Origin of the sequence: Allobosea sp. (assembly GCF_030695125.1) — a bacterium.
Classification (GTDB): Bacteria; Pseudomonadota; Alphaproteobacteria; order Rhizobiales; family Beijerinckiaceae; genus Allobosea.
On sequence record NZ_JAUYTP010000069.1, the window covers coordinates 1 to 13,671 of the forward strand.

The 13,671-nt window shown below is 63.7% G+C and carries 16 protein-coding genes and 1 pseudogene; 16 read left to right on the forward strand and 1 reads right to left on the reverse strand.

Annotated elements, in window-relative coordinates; translation table 11 throughout:
* Positions 1 to 98: 98 nt before the first annotated feature.
* Positions 99 to 413, reverse strand: coding sequence for an autoinducer binding domain-containing protein (locus Q8S38_RS21115; RefSeq protein WP_305682319.1), 315 nt, complete (start codon positions 411 to 413; stop codon positions 99 to 101).
* 224 nt (positions 414 to 637) lie between these two features.
* Between Q8S38_RS21115 and Q8S38_RS21120 the strand changes: the two genes are divergently transcribed.
* The 16 genes and pseudogenes from Q8S38_RS21120 to Q8S38_RS21190 form a co-directional block, all read left to right on the forward strand.
* On the forward strand, positions 638 to 1,273 hold the full coding sequence (locus tag Q8S38_RS21120) for an acyl-homoserine-lactone synthase (protein WP_291820947.1): 636 nt from the start codon (positions 638 to 640) through the stop codon (positions 1,271 to 1,273).
* 59 nt (positions 1,274 to 1,332) lie between these two features.
* A complete protein-coding gene (locus Q8S38_RS21125; protein WP_291820952.1) occupies positions 1,333 to 1,740 on the forward strand; it encodes a hypothetical protein in 408 nt (135 codons plus the stop codon).
* Entirely contained in the window at positions 1,740 to 2,303 is a 564-nt protein-coding gene (locus tag Q8S38_RS21130) for a lysozyme family protein (RefSeq protein WP_291820955.1), read from the forward strand. Before Q8S38_RS21125 ends, Q8S38_RS21130 begins: the two co-directional genes overlap by 1 nt.
* A 72-nt stretch (positions 2,304 to 2,375) precedes the next feature.
* Positions 2,376 to 2,672 carry a TrbC/VirB2 family protein gene (locus Q8S38_RS21135; protein WP_291821013.1) on the forward strand — a complete coding sequence of 99 codons (297 nt, stop codon included), beginning with the start codon at positions 2,376 to 2,378 and terminating at the stop codon, positions 2,670 to 2,672.
* A 9-nt stretch (positions 2,673 to 2,681) separates the two neighbouring features.
* A complete protein-coding gene (locus Q8S38_RS21140) occupies positions 2,682 to 3,023 on the forward strand; it encodes a VirB3 family type IV secretion system protein (RefSeq protein WP_291820958.1) in 342 nt (113 codons plus the stop codon).
* Entirely contained in the window at positions 3,016 to 5,385 is a 2,370-nt protein-coding gene (locus tag Q8S38_RS21145; RefSeq protein ID WP_291820960.1) for a VirB4 family type IV secretion/conjugal transfer ATPase, read from the forward strand. The genes Q8S38_RS21140 and Q8S38_RS21145 overlap by 8 nt, the downstream gene beginning before the upstream one ends.
* Positions 5,382 to 6,077: a P-type DNA transfer protein VirB5 gene (gene virB5, locus Q8S38_RS21150; protein ID WP_291820963.1), complete on the forward strand. Its 696-nt coding sequence runs from the start codon at positions 5,382 to 5,384 to the stop codon at positions 6,075 to 6,077. The genes Q8S38_RS21145 and virB5 overlap by 4 nt, the downstream gene beginning before the upstream one ends.
* A complete protein-coding gene (locus Q8S38_RS25035; RefSeq protein WP_371125938.1) occupies positions 6,074 to 6,373 on the forward strand; it encodes an EexN family lipoprotein in 300 nt (99 codons plus the stop codon). Before virB5 ends, Q8S38_RS25035 begins: the two co-directional genes overlap by 4 nt.
* Before the next feature lie 6 nt (positions 6,374 to 6,379).
* Positions 6,380 to 7,342, forward strand: a complete 963-nt coding sequence (locus Q8S38_RS21155; protein ID WP_305682320.1) for a TrbL/VirB6 family protein — start codon at positions 6,380 to 6,382, stop codon at positions 7,340 to 7,342.
* Positions 7,343 to 7,405: 63 nt separating this feature from the next.
* Entirely contained in the window at positions 7,406 to 7,705 is a 300-nt protein-coding gene (locus Q8S38_RS21160) for a type IV secretion pathway protein (RefSeq protein WP_305682321.1), read from the forward strand.
* Positions 7,698 to 8,369, forward strand: a complete 672-nt coding sequence (locus tag Q8S38_RS21165) for a VirB8 family type IV secretion system protein (RefSeq protein ID WP_305682322.1) — start codon at positions 7,698 to 7,700, stop codon at positions 8,367 to 8,369. Before Q8S38_RS21160 ends, Q8S38_RS21165 begins: the two co-directional genes overlap by 8 nt.
* Positions 8,366 to 9,226, forward strand: coding sequence for a P-type conjugative transfer protein VirB9 (virB9, locus tag Q8S38_RS21170; RefSeq protein WP_305682323.1), 861 nt, complete (start codon positions 8,366 to 8,368; stop codon positions 9,224 to 9,226). Before Q8S38_RS21165 ends, virB9 begins: the two co-directional genes overlap by 4 nt.
* Before the next feature lie 10 nt (positions 9,227 to 9,236).
* Positions 9,237 to 10,400, forward strand: coding sequence for a type IV secretion system protein VirB10 (gene virB10 / locus Q8S38_RS21175; protein WP_305682324.1), 1,164 nt, complete (start codon positions 9,237 to 9,239; stop codon positions 10,398 to 10,400).
* Complete coding sequence (gene virB11 / locus Q8S38_RS21180) at positions 10,397 to 11,491, forward strand: P-type DNA transfer ATPase VirB11 (RefSeq protein WP_305682325.1); 1,095 nt, start codon at positions 10,397 to 10,399, stop codon at positions 11,489 to 11,491. Before virB10 ends, virB11 begins: the two co-directional genes overlap by 4 nt.
* On the forward strand, positions 11,457 to 13,394 hold the full coding sequence (locus Q8S38_RS21185) for a type IV secretory system conjugative DNA transfer family protein (protein ID WP_305682326.1): 1,938 nt from the start codon (positions 11,457 to 11,459) through the stop codon (positions 13,392 to 13,394). Before virB11 ends, Q8S38_RS21185 begins: the two co-directional genes overlap by 35 nt.
* Positions 13,384 to 13,671, forward strand: a pseudogene (locus tag Q8S38_RS21190) (hypothetical protein); the annotation flags it as partial. The gene Q8S38_RS21185 and the pseudogene Q8S38_RS21190, both read left to right, overlap by 11 nt.

The window sequence follows — 13,671 nt, forward strand, 5'->3', positions numbered from 1 at the left end:
ATAACCGGAGGCTGATCAGAAACGAACGCGACGATATGCAAAGGGCCCCGATCGGGGCCCTTTGCATATCGTCCTCCGGCGCCGCCACTGGCCTGCTTTTACTCCGCCCCGATGGCCTGGAATCCGACCGCCGTTGACAGAAACTGACGGGTGGCTTCGCGCGTCCACTGCATCGTGGAGCGTTTGCTTTTGGCAAAGGCCACGACGGGATCGACGTCCTGGTAGCCTTCGGCAAAATAATGCTCGCTCCATCGCTTGGGATAAGACGAGATCAAAACCGGATCGGCGTCACCAAAGCCGAGATAGGCGAAGTACCGGAAGCCCATGCTCTCGGCGACGCGTTGGCCCACGCGCCGAAACTCAATTTCGCCAACCGATGAATGCAGGCCATCGACCAGTTCTTGATACGCCATCTCTACCGATTTCATCCCATCCCCCGCTGATTGCGGCGCCTTGCTTCACGCGCCCGATGACCCTTTTCCACTCGATAGAACCGGCCTTTGCTTCAAAGATGCGGCGAGAACACGGCCACAACTTTAGAGGGAATCCAGAAACACCCTGTCACATCCGACAGGTTCGCCGATTGGCTGCCTCTGTTTGATTGGCCTCCAGATCAACGCGATTCGAAAGGCTGGCCATGCAAGTCGTCGAACTGAGCCGCGCCGGATATGGCGCCAATCTCTCGTTGCTGATGGGCATGCATCGCCTGCGCCGAAAGGTGTTCAAGGACCGGCTCGACTGGTCGGTCTCGACCACAGGCAATCTCGAGATGGATCGCTACGATACGCTGGATGCGACCTATCTGGTCGTCGCCGATCGGGGCTCTGTGTTGGGTTGCGTGCGGATGTTGCCGACGACGGGCCCCAACATGCTGGCAAACACGTTCCCGGAACTGCTGGATGGCGGAGTTGCGCCTTGCTCAGACCTCATCGCGGAAAGCTCGCGCTTTTGTGTCGATACCGAATTAACCGACACCACGACGGATGGCGGGCTACGGCAAGCGACATTCATGCTCTTTGCGGCGATGCTGGAATGGGGCGACGCGCGAGGCTTGTCGTCGATCGCGACGGTCACCGATCTCCGCATGGAGCGCATCTTGCGAAGGGCAGGGTGGACCCTTCAGCGTCTGGGCGCGCCACAGCGGATCGGAGCGACAAATGCTCTTGCCGGATTGCTGCCGATCGAGGAGCGCGCGCTCGATGCGATCCGACGCAATGGCGGACTGACCGGGCCGGTCCTTCCGGTCAAGATGCCGCTCCCGCTTGCGGCGTGACCGATCTCGGGAGGGTCCGCATGCTCCGGATGATGGTTCTCGCCGGCGGAGTCGCCTGCATGTCGATCAGTGTCGCGCGCGCCGATAATTGGGGCTGCACCGTCCTGCTATGCCTCGCCAATCCGGGCGGGCCGACGCAGTACGCCGCATGCGTTTCACCGGTGACGCGGCTTTGGCAGCATCTCAAGCGGGGAGGGGCCTTCCCGACCTGTGCGGGCGCCGGATCGAGCACATCATCCGTCGGGTACGATCCATACGAACCATGCCAGGACGGCTACGTCCTGCGTGAGCTTGGGCGCGATGGTTCAGCTCAGCCGGCTTGCGTCTCGAGCAAGACAGTTCGCGAATGCGATCGCACGGACGACGCTTGTCAACCGTACGACATCCAGGCGGTCCGCCATCGCGCCCAACCCAATTTCATCGACGTCACCGGACCAGATGGCATCAGCACACGGGTGAGGTTCTGATGGAGGCCCTCGACATCACGACGTTGATTGCGCGTTGCGCACCGTCAGATCTGACAAGACCCGTTGCCGCGATCATGCGCCAGGCGAGCGCGTCCGAGCTCTTGCTTGTGACCATCGCTGGCAAACGGCCGATCAGGGTCCTGGCCGATTCCAAACCTGAAGCGATCGCGCTGGCGAGTGAAGCTGTGGTGGCAGGCCAAACTGTCCGGATCGGCATGGCACAGCTTGATTCTGAGGATCTCAAATCGGCCGGCCTCACGATCGCAACCGCCTTCGACCCGTGCGCGCACATCGCCGGCGTCGGACGCGTGTTTCAAGAGCGCAGGGCACGATTGATGGCCGAGGGCGTCAGAGAGCCCATTGCAGAGGACCAAGCCGTATCGTCATTCAAATCCGCAAGGGCTGACCGCCCGTCTCAGGCGGAGGTCACGCCTGACATCGTTGCTAATCCGGCTAATCAACTTGCTCCTCCGCAAGAGGAGATCGCATCAGCAAAGGATCCGCCGTCCTGGAGCGTCTATGGCGCCCGGCGTGGCTCCTCGCTCCTGATCTACAGCCGCTGATCCATTCCAACCTATCCCACCGAGCGCACGCCGTTGCGCGCCGTTGAAACACGCCTGTCCCGGAGATCCTTCATGCCTGTGCCGCTTCGCACATTCGCCGCGCCTGCCAGCTTGGCCGCAGTCCTCGTTCTCATCGCCGCCGAACCGGCTTTGGCACAGACCGCCAACATTGAAGGCGTGCTGCAAAACATCGTCACGATGCTGACCGGCAATGTCGCACGCCTGCTGGCGACGCTCGCTGTGATCATCGTGGGCATCGCCTGGATGTTCGGCTATCTCGATTTGCGCAAGGCAGCCTATGTCGTGCTCGGCGTCGCCATCGTCTTCGGCGCATCGGAAATCGTCTCGACCCTGACCGGCGGCAGCTGAGGCGCCGCGATGACAAGTGAACCCGAACGCCTGACCGAGGACACACTGTTCCTTGCCTGCACGCGGCCTGCGATGATCGCCGGCGTGACCATGGAGGCCATGGCGATCAATGTGATGTCGTCCTGCATCCTGTTCCTGATGGCGGGTTCGATCGTCTACGGGCTGGTTGCACTGCCGATCCACCTGATCTGCCGCGCGATCTGCCGGCACGATCCAAACCAGTTCCGGCTGCTCGTTGCCTGGCTGGAGACGCGGGGCCGCGCTCGCAACGGCTCGTTCTGGGGTGGGTCGTCGCCGACGCCTTTGCGCCTGGTGCGCCGCTTCAAGGCACGCGAGGTGGCTCATGGCTGATGCGGCTCGCCTCATGGCTCGCGAGATCGAGCCCGACGTTCATCTGCCCTATGTCCGGCATGTGACGGAGACGGTCATCAGCCTGGCGACACGCGCGCTGATGACGACGATCCGCCTCGACGGGATCGCTTTTGAGACCGCCGATATCGGCGACCTCAACGATCTCCACGCCAAACTCAATCTCACCCTGCGCAATCTCGCCGACGATCGCCTGGCGCTCTGGACGCATCTGATACGGCGGCAGGACACCAGCTACCCAGCGGGCGCGTTCGGCTCGGGCTTCGCGCGCGATCTCGACGTCGGCTATCGCGAGGCGCTTCAGGGCACAAGTCTGTTCCGCAACGAGCTTTACCTCACCATCGTCGCCCATCCCGGGCGGGATCGCGCGGAGGCTGCCGCAGGCTTCGTTTCACGGCTCGGCCAGGTGCGACGCGGGGGAGGGGAGGTCGATGCCGCCGCCTTGAAGCGACTGAACGATGCCGCGCGCGACATCTCGGCTGCGCTGGGTCGCTACGGTCCGGCACAACTTGCCCTCGTCGAGCATGACGGCATCCTGTTCTCGGAGCCGATGCGCCTCCTCCATATGCTGGCGTCGAGCGAGGATCTGCCGACGGCGTTGCCGCAAGGCCGGATCGGATCGGCGATCTACACCAACCGCGTCATCTTCGGTCGCGAGGCGATCGAAGTCCGGGCGGCCGGCGGCTCGCTCTTTTCGGGAATGTTCGGTCTGAAGGAGTACCCGGCCTCGACCAGGCCCGGCATGTTGAACGGCCTGCTCTCGGCCCCGTTCGCGTTCGTGCTGTCCCAAAGCTTCGCCTTCCTGTCGAAGGCCGACGCCAAGACGGTCCTGACGCGCAAACAAAACCAGCTCGTCTCGACCCAGGACGTCGCCGCATCCCAAATCGACGATCTGGATGATGCTCTCGACGATCTCGAATCCAATCGCTTCGTCATGGGCGATCATCACCTCTCGCTGCTGGTGCGTGCCGATAATCCAAAGGCGCTGTTGGAAACGATGGCTCAGGCGCGCCGCGTGCTTGCCGAGGCCGGCGCGGTCGTGGCGCGCGAGGATCTCGGGCTTGAGGCCGCCTATTGGGCGCAGATGCCGGGCTTGTTCAAACACCGCGCCCGCTCAGGCGCGATCACCTCGCGCAATCTCGCGGCCCTGTCGCCGTTTCATAGCTATCCGGCGGGCAAGCCTACAGGCAATCATTGGGGACCGTCCGTCGCGATGCTGAAGACGGCGTCGGGCTCGCCCTATCACTTTTCCTTCCACACCGGCGATCTCGGCAACACCTTCATTTGCGGACCATCGGGGTCGGGCAAAACCGTGCTGCAGAACTTCCTACTCGCCCAGGCCGAGAAATTTGGCTGCCAGCGCGTTGTGTTCGACAAGGATCGCGGCGCCGAGATTTTCGTGCGGGCGTCTGGCGGCACCTACCTCACGCTGAAGAACGGCCTGCCCACAGGCTGCGCGCCGCTGAAGGTGCTCGACCTGACCCCGGCCAATCTCGCCTTCTTGGGCGAGCTCGTGCGCAAGCTCGTCACCATCGAAGGCAGGGCGCTGTCCGTCGTTGATGAGGAGCGGATCGATTCCGCGCTCGAAGCGATGCGGGCACTGCCGCGCCAGGAGCGCTCGCTTTCGGCGCTGCGCGCCTTTCTGGGCCAGCAGGATCGCGAGGGCATTGGCGCCAGGCTCGAGCGCTGGTGCAATGGCGGTCCGTTCGGCTGGGTCCTCGATGCCGACGAAGACGCGATCGCGCTCGATGCCAGTTTCATCGGCTTCGACATGACCGATGTGCTCGATCACCCGGTCGTGCGCACGCCGCTGATGATGGTGCTGTTCCATCGCGTCGAGCAACTCATCGACGGCCGTCGCATCATCATCGACATCGATGAATTCTGGAAGGCGCTGGGCGATGACGCCTTCCGGGCGCTTGCCAACGACAAGCTGAAAACCATCCGCAAGCAGAACGGCGTCATGGTCTTTGGCACGCAGTCGCCGCGCGACGCGCTGGCGTCTCCAATCGCCCACACCATCGTCGAGCAGTGCCCGACGCAAATCTTCATGCCGAACCCGCGCGGCACGCGCTCGGACTATGTCGATGGCTTCCATCTGACCGAGACCGAGTTCCGGCTGATCAAGGAAGAACTCTCGGCCGAGAGCCGGCGCTTCCTGATCAAGCAGAACGGCCAATCCGTCGTCGCCGAGCTCGACCTCGGCGGGCTCGATGACGCGCTCGCCGTGCTGTCGGGCCGAACCGAGACGGTCGAGCTCCTCGACCGCATCCGCGCGGAGGTTGGCGACGATCCCGCAGCATTCCTACCCCGCTTCCACGTCGAGAGAAGGATGTCCCCGTGAGAGCTTGCCGATTTCTGTGCGCCGCCGCCCTGACCTGGCTGACTGCAGACGCATACGCCCAGCAAGGCGTGCCAGTGTTCGATGCCGGCGCGATCGCAAAGCATGTCGAGCAGATCAGCAAGCTGACCGAGCAGATCAAGACGATGCAGGCGCAGCTCACCCAGGCCAAGCAGCTCTACGAGTCCTTCAACAAACTGACCGACGTCAACGACATCGCCTCGCTCTTGAGCAGCTCGGAGTTCCGCAAATATTTGCCGAAGGAGTTCGGCGAGATCGAAAAGCTGGTTTCGGGGACCGGCACTGGGTCGCTGACCGGCGTCATCGATCGCTATCTCGATCAGAACCGCGCCTACCAGGGCGGGGACGCCAATTCGTTCTACCGCGGCGAACTCGATCGCATCGCGCGCCAGACTGGCGCGAAGCATTCGATCGGCCAGAGCGTGTACGACACGGCCTCAAAGCGGATCGATGAGCTGGAGGAGCTTCGTCAGAAGATAACCACAGCCAAAGACGCCAAGGACGTGCTCGATCTGTCGGCCCGAATCCAGGCCGAGCAGGCCATCCTCCAGAACGAGGTCCTGCGCATGCAGGGCCTCGCCATGGTGCAGCAGGCGCGCGGCGACATGGATGGCCAGCGGCAGAAAGAGCGCGAACGGCAACTTGTCGATGAGATGAAGGCGGCGCTACAATGAAGGCCCTCCCGGCGGTTTCGTTGGCCGTTTTACTTCTGCTCGGTGGATGCGGCGAGCAGCCCGACGAGACTTCGACCAGTAGCGACAGCAATCCTGAGCATTTAGTCAGTCGCGCCACGGCTCCGACAGTAGTCTGGTTTCTCGAAAACTCAGATGCGCTGGAAAAAACGTGGAAGCTCTGTCGGTCCAGTCCAGGCGATCACGGCTCCAAACCTGCGTGCGTCAACGCGGGCCACGCACACGAACGCGTGCTGATGCTTGGCCGTGACCGTGCACTCAGTTCCTTGAAGCAGTGATCAGACATGGCCATCACGATTTTCGACGACTTCCTGAAAGAGTTCGAGCAGCCGATCACGACCTTCGTATCGACGTCGGTCTCGAATCTCGCATCCTTCGTCGATGGTCCGTTGCGGGTGGCCGTGATGCTCTATGTCGTGCTGTACGGCTTTGCCGTAATGCGCGGCGCCATCGCCGAACCGATCCAGGAGTTCGCGTGGCGAGCCATGAGGCTCGTGCTGATCGTGCTGCTCGCATCGAACGCAAGCTCGTTCCAACAGTACGTGACCAATCTCTTCTTCACGTCTTTGCCACGAGAGATCGGGAATGCTTTGGCAGGATCCGCGCTCGACACATCCTCGGGCCAACCGTTCGACCGCCTCCTTACCAAAGGCATCGAAGTGTCTCAGAAAATCTATGAGCAGGCTGGGCTGACTACGATTGCGCCAGCACTGATTGCGGCCATCCTCGCGGTTTTCACCGCCGTATCGGGCTTCCTGCAGTTCGCCATCCTGCTCTATGCCAAGATCGGCTTGGCAGTCGTTATCGCGCTTGGGCCGATCTTTATCGCGCTCGCCTTGTTCGAGGCCACGAGACCGTTCACAGAAGCCTGGACTCGTCAGGTCGCGAACTTCCTGATCCTGCATGTGCTCGTCGTTGCACTGGTCGGGCTGATGCTGACGTCGGTGCAGGGCTTCGTCGAGAAGTATGGGGCCAGCACGACGACCGGCGGCGGGCTGATGGTTGGAGCGGTCGCGATCAGCGCGGTACTCGGCCTCGCCGCCTACATCGCACTGCAGCTTCCCGCCATCGCCGGTGGCCTGGCAGGCGGCGGCGCTTCGCTCGCGGCCCGTGTCGTAACCAGCGCCATCACCGCGAACGCAGCTTCGGCCGCCGTCGGTGCGTACGCTGGCACCCGGGCCGCCGCCAGCCGCACCGCGGCAAGGATTCGCGAGCGACGACAGGGCGGCGAGATCAGACGCGTCTGAAGCCACCCATCCACACCAGGAACAACCGCATCCGCGCTAGGATGCCGAGAAGGATTTGCTTCGATGAAGTGTAGCGCGATCACCAGCCTTGTGCTGGCGGTAATGGTGTCGGGCTGCGCCGGCTGGAACAAGGGCGCGCCATCCTGCGACGGGTCGGCCAAGCGCCCGCTGAACCGGTCGCTCTGGGATTGGGAGGCGAACCCTCCCGCCGCGCCGAAACCCGATTTGCCACCGGTCAAACGGCTTGGTCAGGTGCAGCCCGTTGTTTCCACCGACGGGCTCGCGCAGGTGAGCGCCGCATGGTCGTCCTTTGACATCGCGCGCTCGTTCCTGCCCTGCAGCGAGGCGACGCGCCATGGTTAGGCCCGACGATCTGAAGGACTACTTCGATAATGCACGGCGCTGGGAGCAGGACCTGCTGCTGACGGCGCAGCGCTCAAAACGGTTGGCCTGGTTCGTGGCGACGGCGGCATGCGTGCTCGCGACGGCCGCCGTCGGCGCGGTCGCGGCGCTCGCTCCCCTCAAGACTGTCGAGCCCTTCGTCATCCGCGTCGACAACGCGACGGGGATCGTCGAGACGGTCTCGGCGCTCGGGACATCGCCGCGCAGCTATGACGAGGCGGTGACCAAGTATTTCCTCGGTCGCTATGTCCGCTCGCGCGAGGGTTTCAGCCAAGCCGAGGCCGCCAGCAATTTCCAGACGGTTGCGCTCCTGTCCTCGCAGGCCGAGCAGGCGCGCTTTGCCGCCGTCTATCGCGGCTCGAACCCGGAAAGTCCGCAGGTGCTGCATGGGCGCTTTGGCGTCGCAGAAGTCCGCATCAAGGCGATCTCGCTCCTGGCCGACAACCTCGCCTCCGTCCGCTTCCTCAAGGAAAGCCGCAAGGGCGAGGAGATCAAGGTCACCCATTGGATCGCGACGCTGACTTTCGCCTATGTCAACGCGCCGGTCTCCTCGACCGATCGCCTGATCAACCCGCTCGGCTTCCTCGTCTCGGAGTACCGCGCCGATCCGGAGGTCGCGCCATGAACCGCTGCTCGATCGCGGTCGCAGGCGGCTTGGTGCTGGCGCTTGGCTTCGGCGTGCCCTCGCTGGCCCTGCAGCTCCCGACGGCCGGCGCGCGCGACGAGCGCGTGCGCTTCGTCGCCTATGACCCAGCCAATGTCGTCAAGGTCAACGGCGTTATCCGGGCCTCGACCCAAGTGATCTTCGCCGAGGATGAGGAAATCGCCCATGTCGCGATCGGCGACTCGATCGCCTGGGAGGTCGCGCCGGCCGGTTCGATCCTGTTCCTCAAACCCCGCGAGAAGCATCCGCCGACCAATCTGCAGGTCGTCACCACGCGTCGCGACGGACGCAAGCGCTCCTACCAGTTCGAGCTTTCGATCGCGGAAGCCTCGCTGAAGGAGAGCTATTTTGTCGTGAAGTACTCCTATCCGGCCGACGAAGCCGATCGGCGTCGCGCTGAGCACGAGGCACGAGGCCAGCAGCGCGAAGGCGCGGTCATCGACCAGACCTTTGATCTCCACCAGCAGTATGGCGCGCGCAACTGGCGGTTCTCGGCGCAGGGGCCGGCCGATCTCGAACCCGATGGCGTCTTCGACGACGGAAAAGTCACGAGCTTCCGCTTCGCGGGCAATCGCGAGGTGCCTGCGATCTACATGGTCGGCTCGGACGGCGCGGAAAGCCTCGTGCCCAAGGACGTCCGCGGCGAGGTCGTCGTGGTGCATGCCACCGCGCGCGAATTCCGGCTGCGTCGCGGCAGCGAGGTGCTCTGCATCTTCAACGAAGCCTTTGACGCCGTTGGCGTGAACCCCGGCACTGGCACGACGAGCCCCAGCGTCGCCCGCACCCCGAAGCAGCCAGCCCCGGTTCGCCGTCGCTGAGGAGCATGTCATGACTGATCAGACTTTGTCATCAGGCGTCGAGGGCGAACGCGGCATCACGCCGGTTTCGGGACCGGTCGAAGGCAGCGGCCGGGCCTTAGCCCGGCGGGGCATCGGCGCGGCCGCGCTGATCGCCTTTTCGGTCCTTGTGATCTGGAGCACCTGGAAAGCCGAAAAGCCCGTCGAGCAGGGCGGCGTCAAGCCCATCATCCGCCAGACGACGACCTTCGAGCCGGCACGCGAACCGCCGGCGCCGGCTCCTGTCCAGCAAGCGGCCCTGCCGGTCCTGCCGCCTCAACTCGCACCTGCCGCTGCTCCGCAGACAGACAAGCTGATGGAGAGCGCTCGGCGTGCGCCAGTACTCGCCTTCAATCGGCCAAGTCGCGGATCGTCCAGCGACGGGGCAGGGCAGGGGGCCGCTCTCCCGGGTTCGGCTCTTCTCGCAAGCTCTGCCGAGCCGCGCAACGAGTTGGCCGACAAGCTGAAAGCGACCACTATTGAGGGCGTGCGCGCCGCGCGCCTGCCAAACCGCAATCTCCTGGTGACGCAAGGGACTGCGATCCCTTGCGTGCTCGAAACGGCGATGTCGTCGGATGTGCCGGGCTTCGTCTCGTGTGTCGTGCTGCGCGATGTCCTGTCGGATTCAGGCCATGTCGTGCTGATGGAAAAGGGCACGCAGATCGTCGGGGAATATCGCGGCCAGGTCCGAAAGGGCTCCAAGCGGATGTTCGTGCTCTGGACGCGGGCAAAAACCCCGACCGGCGTCATCATTGCGCTGGCCTCGCCCGCCACCGATGCACTCGGCCGCGCCGGCTTCGACGGTGAGATCGATACGCATTTCTGGGAGAGGTTCGGTGCAGCTCTGCTGCTCTCGATCGTCAGCGACGCAGCTGCGATCGGCCGCCAGCAGCTCGACGATGCGGATATCGAGATCCGCAACACGTCGGGCGCGGCCAACACGGCTGCGGGCATCGCCGTCGAGCGCTCGATCGACATACCGCCGACGCTGAACAAGAACCAGGGCGAGCGCGTGAACATCTTTGTCGCCCGCGATCTCGATTTTTCGTCTGTCTACGATCTGAAGCGGATCGAAAGCCGCGCGCGGATTTTGGATCGTACGGTACCCGGCATCGATGCCGGTGTGGCGTCTGGCTCGCGAGTCACGAAGCCATGACGGCACTCTCGACATTGCCGATTGATGCGCAGCCCGTCGTGACGCTTGCGCCGGCGGCGCCGAAGACCCCGAGCGCTTCCGAGCGCCGCGCCAATCGGATTGTGCTGGAGCGCTATCTCGCGCCGCTCGCGCGGTTCCTGTCCCAATCAGAGCTGACGGAGATCGTCGTTAACCGCCCAGGCGAGGTGTTTACGGAAGGGCCGAACGGTTGGCAGCGCCATGAGTCAGCCGATCTCAGTCACGCCCATCTCATGCATCTGGCGACCGCTGCTGCCGGCTACACCCGACAAGATATCGCCTCCGACCATCCGATCGTCTCGACGACGCTACCGGGCGAGGAGCGCTGCCAGATCGTCGTGCCACCAGCGGTACCGGCAGGAACCGTCAGCCTCACCATCCGAAAGCCCTCGACGGTCACGATGACGCTTGAGGATTTCGAGGAGCGCGACCTGTTCTCCGACGTTCGTGTGACCAGCGATGATCTCTCGGATGACGAGACCGAGCTGGTTCGCCTGCGAGACGCAGGGCAGTGGCGAGAATTCCTGGCGCTGGCCGTGCGAAGCCGCCGCAACATCATTATCTCCGGCGCGACTGGCTCCGGCAAAACCACGCTGTCGAAGGGTCTGATTGCTCAGATTCCGGCGGCCGAGCGCCTCGTCACGATCGAGGACACGGCCGAACTGGTCGTGCCGCAGCCCAATCATGTCCGTCTGCTCTATGCCAAAGACGGGCAGGGCCTCGCCAAAGTAGGTCCGCGCGAACTTCTCGAATCCTGCCTACGCATGCGGCCCGACCGCATCCTTTTGCAGGAGCTGCGCGATGGCACAGCTTTTTTCTATCTGCGCAATGTGAACTCCGGGCATCCGGGCTCGATCACCACGGTCCATGCCGATTCCGCGCGCCTCGCTTTCGAGCAGTTGACCCTGCTGGTGAAGGAAAGCGCGGAGGGCCGGGACCTCGCTCGTGACGACATCCGCAACCTGCTGCGCCAGACCGTCGATATCGTCGTCCAGATGAAACGCGAGCACGGCCGCTTCCGCATCACGGAGATCGACTATGACCCCGCTCGAAAGCGGCTCGCCAGCGCGTAGCGCGGCGCTGCGACTTGGCCTTGCTGTCGCTGGCATCGCTGTCTTCCTGTTCGTCGGCTCGAATGTCCTGCTGCTGGGCCTGCGCACCCATGATGGCGGCTTCCACTGGAACGAGCTTGCGATTGCCTGGCCGCATTACGGCACAAACGAGCGCCTCGACCGCTGGATCACCTTTGGCACGCTGGCCGGCACGATAGCAGCCTTCGGGTTGATGGGCTTTATTCTGCGGACCAAACCGCGTCCGCTGCATGGCGAGGCGCGCTTCGCCACCGAGCGTGATGTCCGCAAAGCGGGCCTGCGGGAGAAGCAGGGAATCCTTCTCGGCCGGAAGGACGGCAAATTCCTGTGCTTCGGCGGGCCCGAGCACGTCATGGTCTATGCGCCGACCCGGTCGGGAAAAGGTGTCGGCTATGTCATCCCGAACCTGCTGAACTGGCCCGATTCCGTGGTCGCGCTCGACGTCAAGAAGGAGAACTTTGATCGCACGGCCGGGTTTCGGGAGGCGAGCGGGCAGGCCGTGTTCCTGTTCGAGCCGCTCGACGAGCAGGGCCGGACCGCGCGTTACAATCCGCTCGCTTATGTCCGCCGCGATCCCGTCGGTCTCTATGATGATCTCCAGCGCATCGCGGTGATGCTGTTCCCGGCCGAGAACCGGGCCGACCCGTTCTGGTTCGAGACGGCGCGCTCGGCGTTTGTCGCGATCGGCGGCTATGTCGCCGAGACGCCGGGCCTGCCGCTGACCATCGGCGAAATCCTGCGGCAGCTTTCGGCGTCCAGTGACCTGAAGGCTCATTTCCTGGCCGCGATGAAGGAGCGCGCCAAGAGCACGGCGCCCCTCTCGTCGCATTGCATCGGGGCGCTGAACGACTTTCTGTCGGCTTCCGAGAACACGATGAACTCGGTCAGGAAGACGACGACGGCGCGACTTGGCCTTTGGCTCAATCCGCGCATCGACGCTGCAACCTCCGCCAATGACTTCGACCTTCGCGAGCTGCGCTCCCGGCCGATGTCGATCTATCTCGGCGTAACGCCCGACAATCTCGACCGGATGGCGCCGCTGCTCAACCTGTTCTTCCAGCAGGTCATCGATCTGAACAGTCGCGAACTCCCTGAGCAGAACCCGAAGCTCAATCGTCGCGTCCTGCTGCTGCTCGACGAGTTCCCTGCGCTTGGCCATGTCGGCGTGCTCGCGAAATCCGTCGCCTTCGTCGCCGGCTACGGCATCCGGCTTCTCACGATCATCCAGAGCCCGGCGCAGTTGCGGGCGATCTACGGCCCCGATCTCGCCAAGACCATCATGACCAACCATGCCATCGAGGTCGTGTTCGCGCCAAAGGAGCAGGACGTCGCCAACGAGCTGTCCGAGCGGATCGGCTACGACACGGTCCAGGCGAAAAGCCGCTCGCGGCCGTGGGGCCTATCGTCGGGAAAGCGCAGCGAGTCGGTCTCGGATCAGCGTCGCGCGCTGATGCTGCCGCAGGAACTCAAGCTGATTCCGGCGTCGAAGGCCTTCGTTCTGGCTGCCAGTGTGCCGCCGATCATCTGCGACAAGATCATCTATTACGAGGACGCAGCCTTCACCACGCGACTGAAAGCGCCGCCGGTGATCGCACCCAACCGCGGTCCTTCGAACATGCTGCTGGCCAGCGAGATCATCGAGCTCAAATCCGCCGTCGCCGAGCTGCAGGCGACGTTCCGCACCCGGCCGATGACGGATGAGGAAATCGCCGATCCGACGCTGATCCCGGACGACGCCACCTTCGACTTCGGCGACGTGCCCGTCGATCTGGAGGGGCTTTCGGAGGATGAATTGAAGGACTGGTGCTCGCAGGTGATCGATGCCGCCATCATCCCCGCGAAGGGGACGGGTCAGCCGGTGAAGGAGATGCGTCGTGGCCGATGACAAGAGCGATCCAGGCGAGTTTTCGATCGGGCGAGGTCGGGACAAAGGTGCAAACGCTAGCAGTTTCGAAAAGAATGGAGCATCTCGTCCGCCGCCAGGCCAAGAAGAGACTACTCAAGCCGAGTTTGACCTGGGTGGCACCAACCAGCGCCGCTCCGACAGCGGTATGCCGGAACGGCTACGGCGCAAATACTACGTCGCCGAAGCGGGTGCCGGCGACGAGGCGAGGGTCTACGCCGATCCGAGAGGCGAATACCTTGCGTTTAAAGTCTCAGCC